This is a genomic window from Methanolobus psychrotolerans (assembly GCF_002243045.1).
Lineage (GTDB): Archaea > Halobacteriota > Methanosarcinia > Methanosarcinales > Methanosarcinaceae > Methanolobus > Methanolobus psychrotolerans.
Genome location: NZ_MBKP01000018.1, coordinates 19,218 through 42,367, shown reverse-complemented (window position 1 = coordinate 42,367; position 23,150 = coordinate 19,218). Strand labels below are relative to the sequence as shown.

Annotated in this window: 21 protein-coding genes; 10 read left to right on the top strand and 11 right to left on the bottom strand. The window is 42.5% G+C overall.

Annotation, left to right across the window (positions count from 1 at the left end; translation table 11 throughout):
- Nucleotides 1–333: 333 nt before the first annotated feature.
- The 11 genes from BB781_RS07635 to BB781_RS07585 all read right to left on the bottom strand — a co-directional run bounded on the left by BB781_RS07635 (nucleotide 334) and on the right by BB781_RS07585 (nucleotide 8,218).
- Nucleotides 334–1,074, bottom strand: coding sequence for a DUF7289 family protein (locus BB781_RS07635; RefSeq protein WP_094227902.1), 741 nt, complete (start codon nucleotides 1,072–1,074; stop codon nucleotides 334–336).
- Nucleotides 1,058–1,501: a hypothetical protein gene (locus BB781_RS07630; protein ID WP_094227901.1), complete on the bottom strand. Its 444-nt coding sequence runs from the start codon at nucleotides 1,499–1,501 to the stop codon at nucleotides 1,058–1,060. Before BB781_RS07630 ends, BB781_RS07635 begins: the two co-directional genes overlap by 17 nt.
- Entirely contained in the window at nucleotides 1,501–1,962 is a 462-nt protein-coding gene (locus tag BB781_RS07625) for a hypothetical protein (protein WP_094227900.1), read from the bottom strand. The genes BB781_RS07630 and BB781_RS07625 overlap by 1 nt, the downstream gene beginning before the upstream one ends.
- Complete coding sequence (locus BB781_RS07620; protein ID WP_094227899.1) at nucleotides 1,950–2,462, bottom strand: DUF7288 family protein; 513 nt, start codon at nucleotides 2,460–2,462, stop codon at nucleotides 1,950–1,952. The genes BB781_RS07625 and BB781_RS07620 overlap by 13 nt, the downstream gene beginning before the upstream one ends.
- The gene (locus BB781_RS07615; protein ID WP_094227898.1) at nucleotides 2,459–3,406 is read right to left on the bottom strand and encodes a DUF7287 family protein; all 948 of its coding nucleotides are present in this window, start codon (nucleotides 3,404–3,406) and stop codon (nucleotides 2,459–2,461) included. The genes BB781_RS07620 and BB781_RS07615 overlap by 4 nt, the downstream gene beginning before the upstream one ends.
- Before the next feature lie 107 nt (nucleotides 3,407–3,513).
- Nucleotides 3,514–4,965 (bottom strand): DUF7289 family protein, encoded by a 1,452-nt coding sequence (locus BB781_RS07610; RefSeq protein ID WP_242492578.1) that lies wholly within the window; start codon nucleotides 4,963–4,965, stop codon nucleotides 3,514–3,516.
- Nucleotides 4,966–4,982: 17 nt separating this feature from the next.
- Nucleotides 4,983–5,759: a DUF7289 family protein gene (locus BB781_RS07605; protein WP_094227897.1), complete on the bottom strand. Its 777-nt coding sequence runs from the start codon at nucleotides 5,757–5,759 to the stop codon at nucleotides 4,983–4,985.
- An 18-nt stretch (nucleotides 5,760–5,777) separates the two neighbouring features.
- Nucleotides 5,778–6,257: a DUF7266 family protein gene (locus tag BB781_RS07600; protein ID WP_094227896.1), complete on the bottom strand. Its 480-nt coding sequence runs from the start codon at nucleotides 6,255–6,257 to the stop codon at nucleotides 5,778–5,780.
- Entirely contained in the window at nucleotides 6,254–7,138 is an 885-nt protein-coding gene (locus BB781_RS07595) for a hypothetical protein (RefSeq protein WP_129582659.1), read from the bottom strand. The genes BB781_RS07600 and BB781_RS07595 overlap by 4 nt, the downstream gene beginning before the upstream one ends.
- The gene (locus BB781_RS07590; RefSeq protein WP_094227894.1) at nucleotides 7,135–7,743 is read right to left on the bottom strand and encodes a DUF7288 family protein; all 609 of its coding nucleotides are present in this window, start codon (nucleotides 7,741–7,743) and stop codon (nucleotides 7,135–7,137) included. Before BB781_RS07590 ends, BB781_RS07595 begins: the two co-directional genes overlap by 4 nt.
- 7 nt (nucleotides 7,744–7,750) lie before the next feature.
- The gene (locus BB781_RS07585) at nucleotides 7,751–8,218 is read right to left on the bottom strand and encodes a DUF7287 family protein (RefSeq protein WP_094227893.1); all 468 of its coding nucleotides are present in this window, start codon (nucleotides 8,216–8,218) and stop codon (nucleotides 7,751–7,753) included.
- A 151-nt stretch (nucleotides 8,219–8,369) separates the two neighbouring features.
- Between BB781_RS07585 and BB781_RS07580 the strand changes: the two genes are divergently transcribed.
- The 10 genes from BB781_RS07580 to BB781_RS07535 all read left to right on the top strand — a co-directional run bounded on the left by BB781_RS07580 (nucleotide 8,370) and on the right by BB781_RS07535 (nucleotide 23,127).
- Entirely contained in the window at nucleotides 8,370–9,875 is a 1,506-nt protein-coding gene (locus BB781_RS07580) for a metallophosphoesterase family protein (RefSeq protein ID WP_242492577.1), read from the top strand.
- The gene (locus BB781_RS07575; protein WP_094227892.1) at nucleotides 9,875–12,535 is read left to right on the top strand and encodes an AAA family ATPase; all 2,661 of its coding nucleotides are present in this window, start codon (nucleotides 9,875–9,877) and stop codon (nucleotides 12,533–12,535) included. The genes BB781_RS07580 and BB781_RS07575 overlap by 1 nt, the downstream gene beginning before the upstream one ends.
- A gap of 137 nt (nucleotides 12,536–12,672) precedes the next feature.
- Complete coding sequence (locus tag BB781_RS07570) at nucleotides 12,673–13,485, top strand: hypothetical protein (RefSeq protein ID WP_094227891.1); 813 nt, start codon at nucleotides 12,673–12,675, stop codon at nucleotides 13,483–13,485.
- A gap of 27 nt (nucleotides 13,486–13,512) precedes the next feature.
- Complete coding sequence (gene smc, locus BB781_RS07565) at nucleotides 13,513–17,037, top strand: chromosome segregation protein SMC (RefSeq protein WP_094227890.1); 3,525 nt, start codon at nucleotides 13,513–13,515, stop codon at nucleotides 17,035–17,037.
- Entirely contained in the window at nucleotides 17,034–17,867 is an 834-nt protein-coding gene (locus BB781_RS07560; RefSeq protein ID WP_094227889.1) for a segregation and condensation protein A, read from the top strand. Before smc ends, BB781_RS07560 begins: the two co-directional genes overlap by 4 nt.
- Before the next feature lie 15 nt (nucleotides 17,868–17,882).
- A complete protein-coding gene (gene scpB, locus BB781_RS07555; protein WP_094227888.1) occupies nucleotides 17,883–18,995 on the top strand; it encodes an SMC-Scp complex subunit ScpB in 1,113 nt (370 codons plus the stop codon).
- Nucleotides 18,996–19,130: 135 nt separating this feature from the next.
- Entirely contained in the window at nucleotides 19,131–19,682 is a 552-nt protein-coding gene (locus BB781_RS07550; protein WP_094227887.1) for a TATA-box-binding protein, read from the top strand.
- Between the two features lie 26 nt (nucleotides 19,683–19,708).
- Nucleotides 19,709–20,629, top strand: a complete 921-nt coding sequence (aglJ, locus tag BB781_RS07545; protein WP_094227886.1) for an S-layer glycoprotein N-glycosyltransferase AglJ — start codon at nucleotides 19,709–19,711, stop codon at nucleotides 20,627–20,629.
- Between the two features lie 302 nt (nucleotides 20,630–20,931).
- Complete coding sequence (gene thiC / locus BB781_RS07540; RefSeq protein WP_094227885.1) at nucleotides 20,932–22,218, top strand: phosphomethylpyrimidine synthase ThiC; 1,287 nt, start codon at nucleotides 20,932–20,934, stop codon at nucleotides 22,216–22,218.
- Between the two features lie 129 nt (nucleotides 22,219–22,347).
- Nucleotides 22,348–23,127 carry an SAM hydrolase/SAM-dependent halogenase family protein gene (locus BB781_RS07535; protein WP_094227884.1) on the top strand — a complete coding sequence of 260 codons (780 nt, stop codon included), beginning with the start codon at nucleotides 22,348–22,350 and terminating at the stop codon, nucleotides 23,125–23,127.
- Nucleotides 23,128–23,150 lie beyond the last annotated feature (23 nt).

The following is a 23,150-nucleotide window of genomic DNA, read 5'->3' as shown; positions in this document are numbered from 1 at the left end:
ATTTATTCATCTATCTCTTGTCTTTATTTTTCTTCGCTTTAGCAGAGATGTACTAGATTTGCAACTTTGTTTGCTTGTTTGTTAATACCTGTTATCAGCTAATATGAACCACAGGTTCAATCGCTGCCGCTAGCATATGTGTTTTCCCAGGATAATATCTTGCATATGGAATGAGACGATGGAGGTGGAATCTATCTGTTATTCCAGCATTGATCGTCTGGCGTTATACAAATATAAAGCAGTCTTTACAGACCATGCAAAGGCACAAAGAAATAGAAAAAAGAAGGCTACTGTCATGTCACTGTCAGGCAGCCTCTGTATATGATCCTTGCTTCAGGAAATGTCTACATCAACCACATGCTTGCTGAGGATCAGCATAGTATCATTCTTATGGCCAGTAACGGATTTTGCTGTGGTACTGGTAGTGTTAATGGAGAAACCGATCTCTTCCAGGTATTCCTCCCACTTTGTGGCATGTGCACTGTTTATAGTAACTGTAACATTTGTTGGCACGGAGGTCTTATTCATGGTACTTGAGTTATGTTGAAGGGTAACTGTGGCTATCCCCTTTCCTGATATGTAGGAATTTCCGTTTACTGAAACAAGCCCAATGGTCATCACGTCAACACCGTTGATCTTGCTAGAATATATAGGGGGCTTTGATACCATCACCGTAGCCTCACGGGGATATTTCTTAAAGACACCCCCCATCTCATAGGTCAGTGTCTTGCTGTCCTTCTGGAACTGTATCTCCCCCGTGTGGATTACCTCTGGCGGGTTTGCCCCGTAGGTGATGGTCATCGAGGATTCGTTGTTCACTGCAATTGCAGAGCTCTGGAGCTTTAATTTGAGCACCTTTACAGGTGTCTGGTCAAAAGCCACCCTGTCCATATTGCTCTGGAGTACAATAAAATTCTGTTCTGCGCTCTCGAATATGTTTGCATCGATATTTGACTGTAATGCCGGATATCCGATTGCATATATAACGCCCATTGATAAAGTCACAATCCCAAACAACAGGATATATCCCAGTGTTTCGGAAACTGCTGCATTCCTTCTATCTTCTCGAGTCATAGCTGATCACATGATTTGTGGAACTGCTCAGGGCAGTACCGTTGATCGGCATTGTCGTTGCAATTCCACCGATCGTAACTCTTACTTTCTTTCCCGATGATGAGGATATAACTTCTATTATCTGGTCTGTATATGCAATATCTGCATTAATCATGTACTCTTCCCGGCCTGCTTTTGCCGGAATCCTGTATTCTGTATCAATATAACCGTTCTCAGGGAGAATAAGGTACATGTCAGTTATCATCGTGCTCATCATGTTGCCTATATCGCTCATCTCATCCTGCATTACAGCTTCATTCGGAGTTTTCATGAATATATCATCAGAATTGGTGGTTATTATCATAAAAAAACCAATGCATATAAGTGAGAACAATATATACTCAAATAAAATAGATACTCCCTCTTCATTTTTTGACAGCTTTCTCATTATCTCACCTCGATAATCTCAGGCTGCGACACATAATGGGTACTTCCATCATTGTATGTGATATTTACAAATATAAGGTCAATATCATCAATACCGAACGTCCCGTTTGTAGAGTTAATGGAAACCAGTGAAACATCTGCTGTTTCACCATGTGATGCGTACAGGTTTTGTATCTGTGTACTGTAATTATCGAATAACTGCTCAAAGATGAAAGGTATTGTTTCGTTGCTGGTACTGTTTATCTCAAAAGAAAGGTCCTTTATTATCCTGGCATTGTCCCTTGTATGCGAGTTCAACTCGCGGATGTTCTCTTTTGGGAACTCAAGAGCTGCATTTGAGGAGTGGTATCCAGCTATTGCTGCCTGGTTTGCCAGTGCGGCAAGTCCTATGAGTATAAGTGATATGACCAGTCCTGAAAGAGCTATCCACTGTCCTTTTGTGTTCTTTCTCATACTTTCCATGCTGTCATCCTCACTTCAACAACCCTTAGTTCATCATCTTGCAGACTCCATCCACCACCCATGTTGTTTACCGTCTGATTTGTAAGTGTTACATAACGTCTGGCAACAACTGCATTAGTGCTGGGCGGTCCGTTGATAATGACCTTTTCAACATTGAGATTCCCGCTTTTTGTGTAAGCAAGATCTACATTGTAGAGTATCCCGGGTAAAAGATAGGAAAGTGCTGTGTCCAGATTATCAAGATTTCCTGTAGGGTATGTGGGTTCTGCCATATCCCAGCTTGCAATACATTCTGTCAGGTTGTACTGCACCGATGCCATTGAAGCAATATCAAGAACTGCAAGTGCGTCAGAGCTCATCTGCTCTAGCTGTACATCCACAGCCAGGGCATTCTGGGGGGTGACTATCATGGTGCTCTGGGTGATAGCAAGTATCGTCAGTGTCATCAGGACTGCCGCACCCAACCCTTCAAGGGTATGTAACTGTGCTTTATTGTTCATTGCCACACCTCCACAGTAAGATATGCAGGTTCGTAAAGGGGGCTGCTATGGTTATTATATCTTATAAAAGGAGGTCCGGGGTCCAGCGTAACATTGCTGAACCTAAGTTCAAGTTTGTAGTCTTGACTTAAGTTGAAACGGTTATGGTCCAGATTAAGGCATATCAAATCTGTACTTGTTAAGCTGCCGTTTAGTGGTAAATCTGTCCAACCAGTCTTTTTGTAAATAGTATAATCTGAAGATGGTGTTAATGTGACATTGTCAACTACTGCATTAAGGAATGAATGGTTTGCACCATTAAGATTCCTTATCTGTATGGTTATGTTCTCTTCAAATGGTCCTGTTACATTGATGATTGCTTCAGAGGCTATTTCACCTGTCAGTTCGCTTCCTTTAAGAACAGCAACGGTCCCGGTTTCTACAAGTACCACTCTTGTTATCTTTGATACTTCACGGTCCAATGGTGTTGGTTTCCCTCTCATTATGGCAGTGCTGTTCAGTACAAGAGGGACCCCTTCCTGGTTTATGGATATGTTGTACCCATAGGAAAAATGAGTGTTATCTACGTTGTTGTATAGGCCCAGATTCTCTATGAGTGTGTTTTCATTTACGAGCATGAACTGTTCGATCTTGGCTTTTGAGAGCAGATTTGGACTGTTGGTCAGCTTTGATTTTGGCTCATCGTCTGCTGCAAGTCCGATTCTCATCATATTTGAAGGCTGAGTCTCCCAGTCAGTTCCGCTACTTGTACTGTTGCCCCACCATCCGGTATCCTCGACAAGGACAGTTGCCGTACGGTAAGCTGTATAATCCAGGCTGCTCTCCCCTGCTGTTCCGGACATGAACATACCCGGAATAAATTGCACAGTGAAAGTAAGAGCGATAAGGAATAATGATATCCCCAGTAGGAAATCTACTGCTATCTGCCCCTTTTCGTCCATCATTGCAAGTATATATGTAGGATATAATATAAAAAAGATTTGTTAAAATAAATAATATAATGTGTGGTGTATATGTACTTCTACTTAATTCTAAGCACACTGTTTTTTCTCTAATTCAATGTAGCTGTGAGGTCATTTCTGCTGACATGAAGGTATGTTATGCTCCCTGGCATTCCGTCGTAATATAGTGTCAGAGTTGATTCATCATAGTCCACAGGATCCGATTTTCCTGGCTGTTGAAGGTTGAAAACCACAGCCCCATTCATTGTAATGAGCTTTAAGTAATGTTGTGTCAGGTTATAGAGAGGCAAATCCTGATCTTTAGTAAGTGCTATATCTGGGTTAATGCTTACGGATGTATTGTTTCCCCATGAAAAATCACTATTTTCTTCATAATTCATTGTTAGTGTTGTGGATAGCATATCTACAGTAGTTGATTGGTCTTCCTTTGAGCCGCTAACATCAAATACGCCATTTCCACTCCATGTTTCCACCCCTCCGCCGGGTGCTGTATCCACATATACAAGACCTATTTCAAGCTGGTTGGCACCCCCTTTCTTTGCAAGAGTGTAAGTAAGGGTCTTTGTTCCTGATGTCGTTGTTATCTGATAGTTGCTCGGGTTTAGTCCCTGCGATGCCCTTGCTTCAAGGTCAAGGGAGAAGTTGTATATGGGTGCAGAATTGAACTGGTTTACTGCTCCTACTTTAAAAGCTTGTTTGAGTGAATCTTTTCCCATAGCAGGAATAACTTCCAGTTCCACGATAGCTGTCTTGTTAGCATCATCGGTAGTGGCAGTGGCGTATGCAAGTGAATTTGCATAATCTGCCCATGCGTTGTAAAACTCACTCTTAATGTAAATGATTACTTTATCGGATGTAAGGGGATTAGTTCTTCTTGAATCAGAAGAGGGATTAGGATACAATATTACAGGCATATTATCAGAGCTTATAGTAACACCGACATCCGATTTTCCACTGTATACGGAATCTCCTTCTATTTTCATTATTGGGAGTGTCAAAGTTTCACCATTGTAATGGAATTCTGGTGGTGAGATCATGACCGATTTCCCATTAGGGTATTTAGACCATACGCCTCCCCCTTCGTATCCAATGATCCTGTCCTTATTACTGTAAACAATACTTCCCATTGAAGCATTGAACTGATTCATATCAGGGTTGCTGATGTAACTTTCCCAGGCTTTCCACCTGTGCCTGTTCTGTTCAAAACTATTATACCATGGAGCGTCAATCTCAACTGAGATGACAACAATCTTGCTTTCTTCATAGGAGGTGTTATCCCCATTAACTCTTATGTTTCCATCCATCATAGAAAATGAAGTTGTCTGGCTTGGGGATTCTCCCAGTGCAACCTTACTTGTCCTTGAATCAAATACTGTAAATGCCTGTTCGACTTTCTGTGCGTTTGCCATATCCTGCATTTCATATATGGTCGGTACCCCATAAAGGAAGATTATGCTTACAGATGCAATTGTGAGTGCCAGTATCATTATCATTCCAACTACAGCTGAAACGGCGTTTTCTGATCCAACAAACTTTTTCATAATATGGTCACCCATTTTTACTCTACGGTTACACTCATCGGAGATGCTGTTATGAATACATCGATATTAGGATTGTAATTTTTTCCTGCTTTTACAGTCCTGGTGCTTGTGTTGATGTCTATGATCTGCATCTCCATTGAATCATCCAGATATTTTTCCCATGCTTGGTAGTAATCACTTGATATTGTAATTTCCACTCTGGATACATTCTCATAACTTTCAACAGAAAGCTGGCCACCGTCTGCTACCACACGAATAAGTCCTGCTCCGGATATTCCTTTGCTTCCCGTGATTGTCACCATCGGTATTACTAAAGAACTGTTATCATACACAAAAACAGGTTTTGATACTTCTACTGTTCTTCCCTGTGGATATTTGGCCCATGCGCCGGTATTCTCATAGGCAAAAGATGTCTCTTTATATTCATTTTGGACCATTCGCAATTGTCTCTCAAAAGTAAGAGCTTCAATTGAGGAAGAGGAGCCATTCCACGTATCCATGGTAACATTGATGTAACTGTTCCCGGTGACAGAAACTGTGCCGTCGTGCATCTTCAATTCGATAGATTGGGAAGGGGCTTTACCAGCTACTATTTTGTTCATGTTGGGAGTAAGTACTGCAAAACTCTGGCGGATATTCTCCTGATGCCCTGTTTCTTTCATGTGCTGTACCAAAGGATATCCTGCAACAGCTATGATGCCAACAGCAAGAAGCATCATTCCAAGTGTTATGCTAAAGTCCACAACTTCCGAAACCGCATCATCGGAAAGTAATACTTTCTTTTTTCCTGTCATTTTGTTGTCTTCAGATGTTCAGAATATTTGTATTGTGTTTGTCGTGGGTTCGTATGTTATCACATATTCTTCCTTCAGGCTGTACAATGTTGTTGAAAGGACTGCCACGTTGTCTGTATAATATGGAACTTTTACTATCGTTTCATCTCTTTCATCCGACAAGAACACAATATCTTTTGTGTTGTTGTCAAACTCTATTGAGTATGGTTTTCCTGCAATCTTGCCGGGAAGGGACAGTTTGTATGTTATCTCCATGATCTCTGACCCAGAGTTAGTCGCACTCCCAACTATGGTGTCAATAGTTGCAATACGTACTGTAATATCAGTTCCATGTATCTCGAATTCGTCCCGGGTCACAGTTTGCTGTGCCTGGTCCATTAGGGAATAAAATGAGCTTAGGACTGTTACAAGCATGAGAACTGTAATCGAAAAAGTCAGTATGAATCCAATCGAGATTGAAACTGCATTTTCATCAGGGTGCAAGTTCCGGAGTTTCATGTATTCCTCCCTGGCAATGTTATTGGTAGATTGCGTTTGATCCTCATCTCGCTGGAATGCATGGTGATTACAGGATTGCCCACCCAGTGCCGTACAAATGTGAACTGCTCCCCGGATGTCATGTGTCCTGCAAAAGTGCAATATCCCACTGCATTGCTGCCATTGAGGATATTTATGGAATAGTTACTCCCTGCTGTATGGTCTGAGAACTGGAATGAGGGACTTGGGGTTGTAATGAAGTCTATTTTATTCCCGGTTATGTTGATCTGGCTGGAAGCTATATATGTTCCTATTTCAGAGGACTGATCTGACACGGTTACATTTATAGATCCACTTGAGCTGAACAGTTCAATGGACCACAGAAAGCCGGAACTGTTCGTTATTGTTATTGTCATGCTGTTGGAGCTGTTCCCCAGTTTTGAAGTATCGGGTATTTCCAACACAAAAACATCTGTAGTGTTGATGTTACTGGCAATTGTCCAGTTGTCTTTTCCATTGGCAAGTCCGTTCTGTGAGAAATATGGTTCATGCAATGTATTATTCTCAAAGTTAAATGTCAATCCTGATATTGCATAGTTTTTGGAAGCCAGCTTTGCATATGAATCCAGGTATTGCTCAAATGATGTGCTATTGAAACTTCCATCTTTCATTGCATACCTGTAAGCATCCTCATAAGTTTCTGAAGTCATCTGGATCGCATTTGCCATATCATAACGTGAAGTATCGATGCTTGATTCTGAGGCGATGTTGCTGGCATATATTACATTGTTCAGCATGATGGTAAGTACTACTATGCCGAGTCCGACTGCAAATCCTGCAACCAGAAGCAATTGCCCGTGTTCATCTGACTTTCTCATTCCACCACGTTTCAATATTCTCACATTCTCCAGAGTGTCATTTTGACATTGACTATGTTGTAAAAATCACTACTAATGTCGGCATCAGGTATGCCTGTATTTGTTATGAACTGCGTTGTATTCCCTACTTCATGATCTGAAAGAGCTACTTTTTTTGAGATAATTACAGCATTGTCGGATGGGTCGCCGTTATAGATGTAAGGACTGGCAACAGTGACACCATCATCATTTATCCATGTAAAATGAACATTATGGGCAATTCCTCTTGGAATTGCGACAAACAAAAATATCTCCTCAAAAGAGCTGTTTACCAGTTTTGTCTTGTTGTTGTCTCTTGACTGGTACGCTGTCCCGTTCCACACATACTCTTTTCCCTCCCAGTTACGTACGTCGTTCTTGAGGTCAGAGTCATGGCCATAAGGGGCATAGGAGAGTGTGTTTAACATGTCCTGTCCCATGGTCTGTAACTGGGCTTCAATATGAGCGTTTGCAGTAGATGATGTAAGGGGCGTGAGAGAAGTTGCCTCAACAGTGAATACTATAACTCCAAGCATTATCAGTGCTGCCATTACTGCTTCAAGGGTGTGCATCTGGGCACGTGTGTCCCTGTTTATGTAAACGAAATGCATGGCTATATTACCACACCCTGAATGACATGATAGCAACTTCTGTATTTCCGGTATTGTCGTCTTTTAGTAAGACTATCCTTTTTGTCTGGCCTACATTAACACGGGATGGTATCGTCTTCCCGGCCATACCGATGATTCCTGTTTCATTCTCTAATGTGACATTAAAGTCGTATCTAAGGAAAGAACCACTCAGGCCAAGGTAATCAACGGTTCCTTCATAATTAGTGTCAAGTTCTGTAAAGAACACACATATCTTTGTCTTGCTCACCATGTTAGGAGCATTTTCATCTTTTTCACTCAGGATCTTTTCCACAAGGATTGTTGAAGTCCTGTCCGCGATTAGTGTAGTTTCATCTGAATTGGATTGAAAAGGTGTGAATATTCCTGCAGTATAGTCAAATACAAAGATAATTGCGAACAGGAAAATTGTGATGCTGATAAGATAATCTATTGTGATCTGGCCTTTACTATCCATAATGCCCCACATTTGGTTAGTATCCAATTATATAAAAAACAATTGTATAATATTATTTATCGGAATAGTACATTTTTTGGACTATCTCTTTGAAACATTGACCCATATACCCCAAACAATTAAAAACTGCAAAAGCATACCATACTCCCTGATGGATGAGATAAGGATAATCCACACAGGGGATACTCACCTTGGATACAGGCAGTATCACAGTGATGTGCGAAGGCAGGATTTTCTTAATGCTTTTTCCGATGTGGTGGATGATGCTATTAGTATGGGAGTGGATGCTGTAGTTCATGCAGGTGACCTGTTTGATTCCAGGAACCCTACCCTTGATGATATTCTTGATGCTATGGAGCTTTTCTCAAGGCTGAAAATCGCAGGAATTCCTCTGCTTGCAATTGTTGGTAACCATGAGAGCAAACAGAGTACACAGTGGCTTGACCTTTACAGTAGCCTTGGTCTTGTAACACGCCTTGGCACTGAGCCTTACAGGCTTGGTGACGTAGCATTATATGGCATTGACAGTGTGCCCAAAACAAAGATTCCTTTATTCGATTTCTCTGTATTTGATGGCAAGGCAACAGACGCAAAATATAATGTGCTTGTGATGCACCAGCTTGTAAAGCCATTCTCCTTCGGTGACTGGGACATAAAAGAGGTTATTGATTCTATTCCTTTTAGTGTGCATACCGTACTTCTGGGGGATAATCACAAACAAGAGATAACAAGGGTTAATGAGGCATGGGTCACCTACTGTGGCAGTACCGAAAGGAACAGTACTTCTGAGCGTGAACCAAGGTCATACAATATTGTCACGATAGGGGAAAGTGGGATAGAGATAAGCAAACGAGTAATTCCGACACGTGAATTCGTTTTCATACCTGTTACCCTTACAGAAGGTCCAAATGCCTACGAAGTTGTATTTTCTACAGTTATGGAGCATGATATTGCAGAGAAAGTTGTCTTCCTGGAAATATCAGGTGATGTTAAGGCAAAGCTGGATTTCAGCGAGATAGAGAAGCTTCTCCTTTCAAGGGGTGCACTGGTGCCGGGAATCAAAGACCTTCGTACAGGAGTTGATACGCTGGCAGATCTCTCGATGAAAGTGACTTTTTCAGATCCTGACGATGTTGTTAAAGAAGAAATCAAGAAAATGGACCTTACAGCTGGTGGACTGCTGCTTGATGATATAATACGGAACCCTATGATTGTGAAGACAAGGGTGGATGATGAAGCAGAGACCAGATTAGGGGAGTTGCTTGACAAGATTGATTTTATTGATTATGTTCCTGCCAATATTACCTATGTTCCTCCCTTAAATACAGGAAAAGAGAAAGTAGCTCAGTTGAATGAAGGTGATAGTGTGGTGGACGTGGAAGGTACAGAAGAGGAAACGGTGAAAGAGGGCATATCAGTTGAGGATCTTAAAACTGCTGTTTCTGAGGTACCGGATTCTGCAGTTGCTGAAAATGTAAATGGGTCCGTTCCTGCTAAAACAACTAATAAGGCAGAAGTTACTGATAATTTGTCTGTGGCAGAGAATGAGGAAGTTTATATTAAAGAAAAAGATGATAAAAAAAAGCCTGTAAGTGAAACAAAGAAAGGGCACGATCCTGTTAAACCCCGGCAGTACAACCTTGGTGATTACCTGTGATGTTGAAACGTTTGAAAGTTGAGAATATCAGGAGCTACAAAGGGCTTGATCTCTCATTTAGAAACGGTGTCATGGTGGTTTCAGGTGTTAACGGTAGTGGCAAGTCAAGTCTTCTTGAAGCATGTTTTACAGGACTTTTCGGAAGCAAGACGCTGGATAAGGAGTTTGTGCTTTCCGATATAATTACCAAGGGCGCTTCAAAGGCGTCAATATTGCTTGAATTCGAGCAGAACGGCCATAATTATTCTGTGGAGCAGTCCTTCAGGAACGATCCGGAAAAAGGAAGGGCTTCCAATACGAAATCTGTATTCAGGAAGGACGGAGAAATAATATTCGACCAGGCAACAAGGGCATACGAGGCTGTAACCTCTCTTCTGAATATGGATGAAGAGGCTTACAGGAACTGCGTTTACATACGACAGGGTGAGATTGATATCCTGATCAACTCCAAACCCAGGGACCGCCAGAAAATGATAGATGGTCTCCTGCAGCTTGGTAAACTGGAAGAGTACCGGGAGCGGGCATCAAGTGCCAGGGTTGGAGTAGGAAGACATCAGAAGGATAACGAAAGGCGTATCAAGGAAGTTGCCGTGGAGATCAGGCTCATTGAGGATTCCAATCCAGGCGGCAGGCTGGCTGCCCTGCGGACAAGGTCTGTGGAAATTGATACAGAAACTTCTTCTCTGAATGAGAAAAGGGACAGGACACGTTCTCTTATTGAGGAGATTACAAAAAAGATATCAGAGCTGAACGAACTTCACGGCATGAAAGAATCAGTGCAGCAGCAGATAAAGGAACTTACGGACAGAAAATCCAAATCATACGTTTCTATCGACTCGATGTCAAAAAAAATCCGTTCACATAAGGAAATTCTTGAAGCAAAGCAATCCAGGTTATCTGAAATTGAGTCACAGCTAAATACCGATCCTAAAGATGTCGACTCTCTGATTTTGAAGGTGGATAAGGATGAACGTTCTTTGAGAGACTCCCTCAGTGATCTGAAAAGCAAAAAGGCAGTTTATGAAAAAGATCTTCTTAACATAGGTCAGTCTGTGAATGATACGGATAAGCAGGTAAAGTCCGGCGAGGGTTCAGTGAAGGATACAGGCTCCAGGCTCCAGGTGTTTCGTTCTGAGATTGAGACGCACAAGGGTCGCATTGCAGAACTTGAGGATCTGCGCAAAGGTGTCATATCAAAGATAGTTTCTCTTGGATTTACCCTCGAAAAGCTGGTAAATATCGATGAAGTTCTCGATCTTGTTAATGACCAGCAGAAGAGATTCCATGGCAGGGAAGCGGAACTTACTGTGAAGATCTCCGAACTTAAAAGCAGGCTGGAAAAGTCAAAGCAGCTTCTGGCGGCAGGTAAATGTCCTACTTGCGGTCAGGATCTAAAAGGTTCATGTATGGAGGAGTCAAGTGTTTCTGACAATGAAACTGTGAACAAATTGGTTAAGGAATTATCAGAACTTAAGGTCAAACAGGCTGAAACCGAATTAAGGGCGGAGAAGGTCAGGTCTGCACGAAGCTGTAGAGCTGAGATGGATATTGTTGTCAGGGATATGGACTCTGCTAAAGAAGCCATCAAACGTGATGAAAAGATGATTGAGGAATACAGTCTGCGCATTAAGGAAGATGAGCTGAGGATTAAGGAATTGCTGGCAGGTAAAGAGGCTCTGGGAAAGTCCCTTGATGAGACAAAAGCAAAGGTCCTGCAGATGAGGCAGGAGGAAGAATCAGTCTTAAAAGAGCATTCAAAGGTCCTTGAAAGGCTTGGTCTTGCCAGGGAAATGCAGAAAACAGTGGCTGAGTTTGAAAAGATCAATTCTGAGATAAGGCAGATGGATGACAAAATAAAAAGCATTCAGGAAATGGTTTCACTTTTTGACGGGCAGATCGGTGAAAAGAAGGAATCACTGAAGGATATTGAGGATAAAATAGGTAAGTTCGATAAGAAGGAACTTGAATCCCTTAGTAAGAAATACGGTATTGCTTTTATTGCCATAAATTCGGAAATTGACCGGTTGAAACTTGAAAAAGATGAAGTTATGAAAAAAGCCGGAATGGCTGAAAGTGACAGGGTCCGGCTTTCTGACCTTAAAATGAATATCGAGGTGCTGAAGAACCGGGCAGATTACCTTAATACTGTTTATTCAGATGCTGAAAATCTTGAGAGCATGTATATGCGTATACGTGCGCAGCTGCGCTTAAGTAATATCCAGACACTTAACATGCTGATAAACGAGATATTTTCGTTCATGTATTCCAATAATGCATACTCTCATGTTATGCTGGACGCAGATTACAATCTGACTGTGTTTGAAAAAGATGGTACTGCTCTTGAGCCAAAGCTTCTCAGTGGTGGAGAGCGCGCATTGTTTAACCTTGTACTCCGTTGTGCTATATATCGTCTGCTTTCACTTGGTACATCTTCCCATGATGGTGCAGGTTTACCTCCTCTTATTATGGACGAGCCTACAGTATTCCTTGACAGGGGGCATGTGCACCAGTTAATAAAGCTCATAGACATGATGAGGGACATTGGAGTGGCACAGATCCTCATAGTTTCCCACGATGAATCTCTTATTGACTCGGCTGACTATGTATTTGCAGTTGAGAAAGATCCTGTGACCAACAATTCCAGTATATATGCCATGTGAGTAAATTAAATAATTATTTATTAGTTGAAACAAAACACACCTGATGACCATAAGGTATATTATACTTTTGTTCATATAATAACATAGTATTTTCGCATAACGGCGATGAGGGACTGAATGGATTTACGAGGCTTTTCATGAACACTGAAAACAGGGACTTTGTCATTGAACGCCTTGAGCGGCAGCTTAAGGAAAAAGAAGCAGAATTAGATGATATCAAGAGCAATCTCCGTGAGTCTATACTCCGTGAGATCAGAAGTGACCTTAAGAATGACCTTGATTTTAACAACCGTATCGTGCAGCTTGAACGCAAGGTCCAGGCTATGAGCAATAATTTTAATGGTATCATGGACGAGCTCCTTGATCAGAAGTCAATGATACGTTCCCTTGGTGAATTATCTGTTTCCCGTGAAAAAAAGGTAGGCCAAAGAGTTCCAGTTGAGCCGCATATGACGGAAAACACAGCTTCTGCGGTGTACAGGCCAGGGCCTAAACCCATTGCACCTTTAACGTCTTCTTTACAGGCACAGCAGCCTATATCCCCGTCTTCAGTAAATCCCCCTTCTATTCCCTCAGTTCCAAAAGAACCCGCATCTCCTGTAAAGCCCTTCAATTCAAAAGTTTCTGTAAGGTCTGCTGATTCCGGATCAGCTTCAGGATTAGTTCAGACTCCTCCCTCATCAAATATGCGTTTCAATGTAAGGGAAGTTCCTTATGTAAAGCGGCCTGAAATACCCGAACCGGAACACAGGTCTGAATACATTATCGCAGAAACGGATGATGAACGCAAGCTCCGGCTTAACAGAACCTCGCGTCAGAATATGGATTCCTGTAAATATATCGTTGCAGAAGAGGACAAACCACCATGCGCAGATGAAGATGCAGAATATGATTCAGTTGAGGCGCGTGAAGACGAAGATGCGGTAGTGATCACCACCCGAAGAAAATAATCATTTTTATAAAAACTGAGGAATCGCGTGCATATAAAGGAACTTGAGTTTGTAAACTTCAAATCCTTCGGGAAAAAGGTAAAAATACCTTTTTTTGATGGTTTTACCACGATTTCCGGTCCAAATGGCAGTGGTAAATCTAATATCATAGATGGTATCCTCTTTGTGCTGGGGCTTTCAAGTTCAAGGACCATGAGAGCTGAAAAACTCACGGACCTTATTTATAATGGGGAAAGCTCTAAAAAACCTGATTTTGCACAGGTGACTATCCGTTTCGATAATATTGACCGTGAAATGCCATATGATGCAGATGAGATTACTATTACGAGGAAGATACGAGAAACGGATTCCGGGTATTACAGTTATTTTTATTTTAACGGTAAGGCTGCAAGTCTTACAGAGGTGCACACTTATCTTGCAAAAGCCCGTGTAACTCCGGAAGGTTATAATGTTGTGATGCAGGGTGACGTTACACGCATAATCAATATGACTCCAACTGAGAGACGTAAGATAATTGATGAGATCGCCGGTGTTGCTGAGTTTGACAGTAAAAGGGACAGGGCATTGAGTGAACTTGAGATCGTGCGTGAAAGGGTTGAAAGAGTAGATATCATCATCGAAGAGGTCGGCCAGCAGCTTGGGAAACTAAGGAATGAGCGTGATCAGGCCCTGAAATACCAGTCTCTTAAAGAAGAAAAGATGAAATTTGAAGGTTTTGTCCTGCTTGCAAAGCTTAAGGATGCTAAGGTAGAACTCTCATCTGTTGCTGGCGACATCCTCGCCAAGGAAGATGTTCTTGGTAAACTGGAACTGGATCTTGAGACTAAACGGCTTAATGTGGAGAAACTTGAGCAGGATCTCGAGGAAATGACCCTGAACATCCAGAGAATGGGTGAAGATGAGCAGATCAAGATCAAAAAAGAGATAGAGGGGACCAGGGGCGAGGTTTCAAGGTGTGTTGACACCATCGAGCTTTCGGAAAAGGAAATGGAAGACCTCGAGTCCAGGCGCAGGAAAACTTTTGTCGAGATAGATGAAATAAAAGGCAAGCTTGAGGGGCTGGATTCTAAGATATCGGAAGAGTCAATGAGAAAGGAAAGCATCCTGTCCGAGATGTCTGACCGTAAGACTGAGCGTATGCTTCTCCAGAGTAAGATCGCCGATGTCGACGCAAAATTTGCACAGACCAGGGATGAGCTCAGCACTCTGAAGTCTAAACTTGAGATTGTGAAGAACGAGAAAAATGAGCTGATGCGTCAGGAAGACCGTTTGCTTGATTCGCTGAGGAGAAAGTCTGCGGAAGTCAGGGACATCGAAAGTGAGATCGCAGATGCAAAATCAAAATCCGAGTCTTCAGGTAGTGATACGCTTTCAGTGCAGTATGATATTGATAAGCTTAATGAGAAGATAGATGGCCTGACAAAGGATATTGATGATCTTGAACTCAATCGTTCCCAGTTAAAGATCATTGTGAAGGAAATAGAAGATGAGCTTCGCAAGTATGAGAATGATTATGCCCGGATAGAGGTCCGTGTGCGTGCTGCAGAGGACCACAGCAAGTATTCCAAATCTGTGGACATGGTGATGAATGAGAAAAAACACCATGGTTTGCCGGGTATATATGGTACTATAGCAGAACTTGGAAGTGTTGACCAGAAATATTCCAATGCACTTGGAATTGCTGCAGGCGGGCGTATGCAGGCAGTTGTTGTCGAGAATGATGAGGATGCTGCCAGAGCAATATCTTTCCTCAAGCAAAGGCAGGGTGGCAGGGCTACGTTCCTTCCATTGAACAAAATGGAATCCCGAAGGCCGTATAAAGATCTTTCCGACAGGCAAGGTGTTGTTGGTTATGCAATTGACCTTATTGATTTTGATAAGAAATTTGAATCTGCGTTCTGGTATGTTTTCAGGGATACTCTCATTGTTGACACGCTAACAAATGCCCGCCGTCTTATGGGTGGTCTGCGAATGGTCACTCTTGAAGGCGAAGTTATTGAAAAGAGCGGAGCAATGGTGGGCGGTTCCCAACAGCAGAACTCCGGTGTTTCTTTTGCTGCCTCTGAAAAGGATAAGCTTGTAAAGATCGCTGAGAAGATCACAGAATATGATTCAAGGCGCAGCAATGCAATCAAGAAACTTGATCAGGTTGAGGGGCATATTTCTCAAGTCAATCGTGAGATCCATGAACTTGACAAGGAAATATCCAAGAAGCAGATGTACTTTGAAGAGATATCTGGAAGGGGTGAACGTCTTTCTCAGCTTATTGATGCCAAGACCCAGGAACTTGTGACTATAGAAGAGTCACGCAAGGAGCTCAGGGATGAAATGGACAGGACCATTGTCCTGAAACAGGAAAAGGAAGAACTTGTCCAGTTGCTTGGAAAGGATATTGAGGCACTGGAAAAGAAACTTGCAGGGTCTGAGGTTCCAGAACTTAACAGGCAGGCAGAACAGCTTGATGAGCAGATAAGACGCTTGGATGGTCGTGTTCGAGATATTGATTCCTCTTTGAATGCGCTGAATCTCGACCGCAATTATGCATCTTCAAAGATCGAGGAGAACAGGGAACTCATCAGATCAATGGATGAGAAGAAAGCTATACATAAGCAGCGTGTGGCTGATCTTAAAAATAAGATCACTGAGCTTGAAGCCTCTCTCCTTGAAAAGCAGCAGCGTGAAAATGAGCTTACAGAAGAGTTAAAGGAACTGCAGCAGGAACGTGCACTTCTCCATGAGGAACATGCTTCTGTAAAGAAAGAATTTGAGAAGACAAGGATCCGGTTCGATGACAGTAACCGGCAGATGATTGCCTTGAAAGCCACAAAGGATGCACTTGCTGAACAGGTGACCGAACTTGCAGAAGAGATACAGAGGCGTGGCATTGAGGAGCCGGAGGAAGTGCCAAATTATGAAACCGTTCGAACAAGGATAGGTTCTATTGAGAAGGCAATGGAACGCCTTGAACCTGTGAATATGCGTGCAATAGACGAATACGCTGAAGTTGAGGCAAGGCTTGATGAACTTGTTACAAGGCGCGATACCCTGTCAACGGAAAGAGAACAGATACTTGAACGTATAATGCAGTATGAGCAGCTTAAAAAAGATACTTTTATGGAAACTTATGAGGGTATAAATGCGCCTTTCAAGGAAATATTCCATGAACTTTCCGACGGTATCGGTGAGTTGGTACTTGATGATTATGATGACCCGTTTTCAGGCGGCATGACATTGAAGGCACAGCCCAAGGAAAAGACCCTTCAGCGTCTTGAAGCTATGTCCGGAGGGGAGAAGAGTCTTACTGCTTTGTCATTTGTGTTTGCTATCCAGCAGTACAGGCCTGCGCCTTTCTATGCGTTCGACGAGATTGACATGTTTCTTGATGGATCGAATGCGGGAAAAGTTGCACAGCGGGTTAAAACCGCAGTTGCAAATGCACAGTTCATTGTTGTCTCTCTCAGGAAACCAATGATCGAGGCCGCTGAACGAACTATTGGAGTTGCAATGCAGGAAAATAACATTACAAGTATTACGGGTGTGAAACTACGTTGAACGAAATAGCAGAAGAAATGGAAATTGTTAGTTCAGTCGACATTGCCCAGGTAGCTGATATTTCGTCACTATTCATTATTGATCCGCAGTTTGTTGAGACTTTAAGGGGCCTGGGTGTGGATGAATCTCTTCTTGCATTTCCCGAAGACGTACTTAGTGAACCTGTGGAAATTCTCATGAATCTTGCAAAGGATGGTGCTATCAATCCATGGGATATTGATATTGTCAATGTTACAGACATGTTCCTTGAGCGTATTGAAGTAATGGAGATGATGGATCTTCGTATCTCCGGCAGGACACTTCTCTATGCATCCATCCTGTTACGCATGAAATCTACCGGGATCGTTCAGGAAGTAGAAGTGGATGACTGCTTTGAGATGCTTGATGATGAACTGGATTTCTACGAGATAGATGAGTACCCGGTGCCAAAACTCCCTATCCGGCGCAGAGCCACACGTCCGGTTACACTCCAGGAGCTAATTCTGGAGTTGCGCAAAGCAGAAAAAGTTGAAACACGCAGGAAGGATCGCAGTATCTACCGTAAACTGGAAGAAAAATCTGCGGTGACAACAGATGAGGTTCTGGGTATCGCTCATGAAGAGGACATACTGGGGCGTGTCAGGGACATGGGTTCAATGTTGAAGAAATCTTTTGAAGAACATGAATTTGTCCTTTTTTCAGATATGATGACTGACGACAGGTCTGAGAATATTATGACTTATATCTCTTTGCTTTTCCTTGCTACCGAAAAGAAGGTATGGTTGATGCAAAAGGAACTATTTGGTGAATTGTATGTTTATCCGGCAGATGCTGCATATGAAGCTGTCTGAGGGGTGCAACCAGTTATGAGTGATCGGGAAGTTATGGAAGCAGCTCTTTTTGCTGCCGGGGGAGCACTTGATGCGGCAACCCTGGGAAAACTTATGGGTAAGCCAAAGAAACATGTTATTTCTATCGCACTTGATCTTGTAAAGGAGTATGTTTCAAGGGAGACAGGTATTGAGATAATAGATCTTGGTGAGCGCTATGTTATGCAGGTCAAGCCAAAGTATACTGATGTGGTGAGGCCGCTTGCTCCAAAGGAACTTAGCGCGCCTATGCTGCGCACACTTTCGATGATAGCATATCATCAACCGCTTGTCCAGTCCGACCTTGTGGACATGAGGGGCAACTCTGTTTATGATCACATAAGGGAACTGAAGGAAAGAGGTTTTGTAGAGGCTGTACCGCATGGAAGGACCAAGGTTCTTCGCACCACTACCATGTTTGCGGATTATTTTGGTCTTCAATCCAATGACCCGGAACTTGTTAAACAGAAAATAATTGAGCTTTCCCGTCTCCAAAGTGGGCAGAGTGGCCTTAACAAGTGGCTTGGCAGGAGGTTCATAGGAGTTACTCCTATGTATGAGTCCCTGATGGGAATGTGCGGCATACGGGAATACAAGGTCATTAATGCCTACGATCCAACAGAAGAAGAGCTGGATGAGCTTGAAGATGTGTACAAACTGGTCATTTCCAAAGGTTATGCTGAAAAAGTGAGCAAATACTATGACGGAGAGATCATTGAAGTCAGTTCCACTACATTCGATGACCTTATCAATTCTGTCAGGCTTCTTGAAAATGTTGGTGATCCTGAGAAGGCCGAGTCAAGTATTAAATCAATAACCGACCTCAAGGAAAGGTATGTATCAAGGGCTCTTGTTATAAGCAAGAGGGTCCGGCCTGCAACAGATATGGTTGCGCGCATCGTCAGTGACCTGCGGCTGGGCGTATCAGCTACGGGGATTTTAATAGCTCCGGATTATGGCAGTTCAACAGACGGCGTTGAAGTTTCAGAAGGTGCCGATATTCTGATACCGACTCACAGGACTATGGAGGGTAATCTGCTGGAAAGGGTATGTAGTAAATATGATGCTGTTATCGACGGACTTAAGATGTTTGAAAATACTTCTAAATAAGCAGTTTTATGGGATAAAACCAAAATTTTTTCTCATTTTATGGTTTCTTTAAAAACATATATAAACGAGAGGGTATAAGTTTATATACTGAATTGTTGAATATAACCCACCCGCTTTAAATATGAGGATTATACTATGTCAGATTACAACATCAAAATAGAAAATGTGGTCGCATCTACAAAGCTTGCAGAGGAGTTCGATCTCACAAAGATAGAAGCTGAATTTGAGGGCGCCGAATATAACAAACAGAAGTTCCCTGGTCTTGTTTACCGTGTTACTGACCCTAAAGCCGCATTTTTGGTATTCACTTCTGGTAAGGTAGTATGTACCGGTGCAAAGAATGTGGCTGATGTTCACACTGTCATAGGCAACATGGCCAAAAAACTCAATGGCATTGGAATTAAGACACTCGATAACCCTGATATAACTGTTCAGAACATTGTCGCTTCCGCAGACCTTAAGGCAGTACTGAATCTCAATGCTATTGCTATAGGTCTTGGTCTTGAGAACATCGAATATGAGCCGGAGCAGTTCCCGGGTCTTGTTTACCGTATAGATGATCCTAAGGTCGTAGTACTTATTTTCAGTTCCGGAAAGCTTGTGGTCACCGGCGGAAAATCTCCTGAGAATTGTGAGCAGGGCGTTGAAGTCGTAAGGCAGCAGCTTGACAGTATGGGTCTGCTTTAAGACCTTTTATTTCTATTTATCTTAAGATGACAAACGATAATGTCTGTATTTTATTGCCCGTTCTTAACGAAGAGGCTACCATCGGGCAGGTAATCAGGGACTTCCGGTCAGAAGGCTTTGATAATATACTTGTTATGGATGGAAACAGCAAGGACAGTACACGTCAGATCGCAGAAGCTGAAGGTGCCAGAGTTGTAGTCCAGACAGGTAAGGGAAAGGGGCAGGCAATAAAACAGGCCTTTGAGCTTATTTCAGAAGACTACGTTGTAATGGCAGATGGTGATGGTACAAATCTTGCCCGGGATGTGCATGCAATTCTAGGTCCGGTTCTTGACGGCAGGGCAGACCATGTAATGGGTGACAGGATGGCAAATTTTGAGAGGGGTGCATTCACAAGGCTCAATCTGATAGGCAATAAGATAATCAATAAGATGTTCGGGATGGCCTATGGTGTATGGCTTAATGATATTCTCACAGGGTACAGGGCATTTAACCAAAAAGCCATAAAGTCATTTAATTTGAAAAAATCCGGGTTTGAGGTTGAATCCGAGATTACTATCGAAAGTGTAAAAAATGATCTGAAGATACTGGAAGTTCCGACTACATATCTTGCTAGACACTCAGGTGGTGCAACTAAGCTGAATCCCCTGCAGGATGGTTTCAGGATTGGTTCTACTATTTACAAAATGGCAAAGCTTCACAATCCGATGTTCTATTTTGGTATAATTGGCGGGGCTTTTATTGCATCTGGATTGGTAGTTGGTACTTATGTCGTAATCCAGTGGATCCAGGGTGTAACACGTATTCCCCTGAGCATTTTTACTACCCTGCTTATTATCGCAGGTTTCCAGATGTTTGTTTTTGGAATGCTGAGCGACCTTGTTGTATCCCTTCACAGGGAGAACATGCGTATGCTCAGGAATATGAGTGAAGACAAAAAAGACTGATCATTGGGTATTTTTTATCTTTCTTGTCTTTCATCCTTCTTGATCAACCCTCTTCTTTTATTAAACAAAAGCAACTTTAGTTGTTAAGTGCATCAGGAATATTTTATCCCTCTTCTGGGTATTATTGGTATCATGCCTTCAAATACTGTTTATCTGTTACATTTATGTGCAGATATAATCTATTATATTTTGAAAATCCCTCTCTGTCAAGTTAACTTGACTTTATCTCAAGTTAATTTTTTGACAAATGTTATATACGATTTAGTTCTTGTATGGTACAATCAAACACAGAGGTATATACAATGACAATAGTAACAGATGCAAAAAATGGTCAGATTACAGAAGAAATGAAGATTGTTGCCAAGAACGAAGGCAAAGACCCTGAGTTCATAAGGCGTGGAATTGCTGCAGGCAGAATTGTAATCCCAATGACTCCTTACAGGGATATCAGGATATGTGGTATCGGTGAAGGCTTAAGGACAAAGGTCAATGCATCAATTGGAGCATCATCAGATATCGTTGATGAGGAAATGGAAGTTACAAAGGCAAAGGCAGCAGAGGCAGCAGGTGCAGACACACTTATGGAGCTTGGAACCGGTGGGGACTTCCTCGGTATCAGGAAAAAGGTATGTGATGCGATCTCCCTTCCAGTAGGTTCAGTACCACTCTATCAGGCATTCATCACTGCAGCAAAGAGAGATGGTTCCATTGTTCACATGACAGAAGATGACCTCTGGTATGCAACCGAGGAGCAGGCAAAGCTCGGTACGAACTTCATGGCTATCCACACAGGTGTCAACAACATTGTACTTGACAGGCTGAAGGCACATGGCAGATATGGTGGTCTCTGTTCCCGCGGCGGTGCATTCATGAGCACATGGATGCTCCACAATGAAAAGGAAAACCCACTATATGCAGAGTTCGATTATCTATGTGAGATCCTCAAGGAGCACGAAGTTACCCTCTCAACAGGTAATGGAATGCGTGCCGGCGCTATCCACGACGCAACCGACAGGGCACAGGTCCAGGAACTCATCATCAACTCCGAATGCGCACAGAAAGCACATGACAAATATGATCTTCAGGTAATCGTAGAAGGTCCGGGTCACGTACCACTGGACCAGGTAGAAATGAATGTCAAGCTCATGAAGGCAATGAGCGATGGAAAACCATTCTACATGCTCGGTCCTCTTGTATCTGACATCGGTGCAGGCCGTGATCACATCGTAACAGCTATCGGTGCCGCAACTTCCGCAGCAGCAGGTTGTGACTTCCTCTGCTATGTAACACCAGCAGAACACCTTGCACTTCCAAATCTCGAAGACGTTATTGAGGGTGTCAAGACATCAAGGATTGCAGCTCACGTCGGTGACATGGTAAAGTACAAGGAAAGCCGTGACGTTGACCTTGCAATGGGCAGGGCACGCGCAAAACTCGACTGGGAGGGCATGTACAAGCTGGCACTCGATCCAGAACTTGCAAGGAGTGTCAGGAACAGCAGAGCACCTGGTGATGAAGATGCATGTACTATGTGCGGTGACTTCTGCGCACTCAAGATCGTCAACCAGAACTACGACCTTTGCAAGTAATGCCTCTGGCATTACTTTTTCCTTTTACATTTTTTAAATTCTCTTGTCTTTATTTTTCTAATTTACTATCTATGGAAAGTATGTTTGTTTCCATCTATCTCTTATACTAAAAATTGCAAAAATGTATTCATGTCTATAATTACTCTTACAACAGATTTTGGCTCCATTTATCCTGCATCCATGAAAGGTGTAATACTCAGTATCAATCCAGATGTAACAATTGTAGATGTCACTCATTCGATACCACCTATAGACATCAGAGCAGGTGCATTTGCACTGTTTTCGGTAGTTAAATATTTTCCACCGGGGACGATTCATGTTGCTGTAATCGATCCTGCCGTGGGTACTGAGAGAAAAGCTATAGCTATACGTGCCGGAGGGCATTATTTGATAGGTCCTGATAATGGTGTTCTTATTCCTGCAGCGACTCTTCTTGGGGATGCAGAGGTTTTCGAAATTACAAATAATGAGATTTTGAACGATGTTTCCTCTACTTTCCACGGCAGAGATATTTTTGCCCCGATAGCTGCTCATATATCAGGGGGAATGGGTCTTCAGGACATTGGTAGGATTACAGATCAATATATAGGACTTGATTTTTCAGGTTCTGTTATACAAAAGGACTTCATAGAGGCAAAGGTAATATATGTGGATGAATTTGGTAATATTGTTACTAATATTCTTCAGGAACATATTCACAAAAATATACTTCCGGGAACCATTCTTTCAATCGCAGGAAGGCAGATGCCTTTTTTGATAACATATGGTGAAGTACCAAAAGGAAGAATGCTATCGCTCATTGGGAGCCATGGTTTTTTCGAGATAGCGGTAAATCAGGGAAGTGCTTCCAAATTGCTGCATTTGAACAATGGGAATGATATCAGGATAGGAATTATAGGTGGCCGCTAAATGCCATCGATCCTAAAACCTGT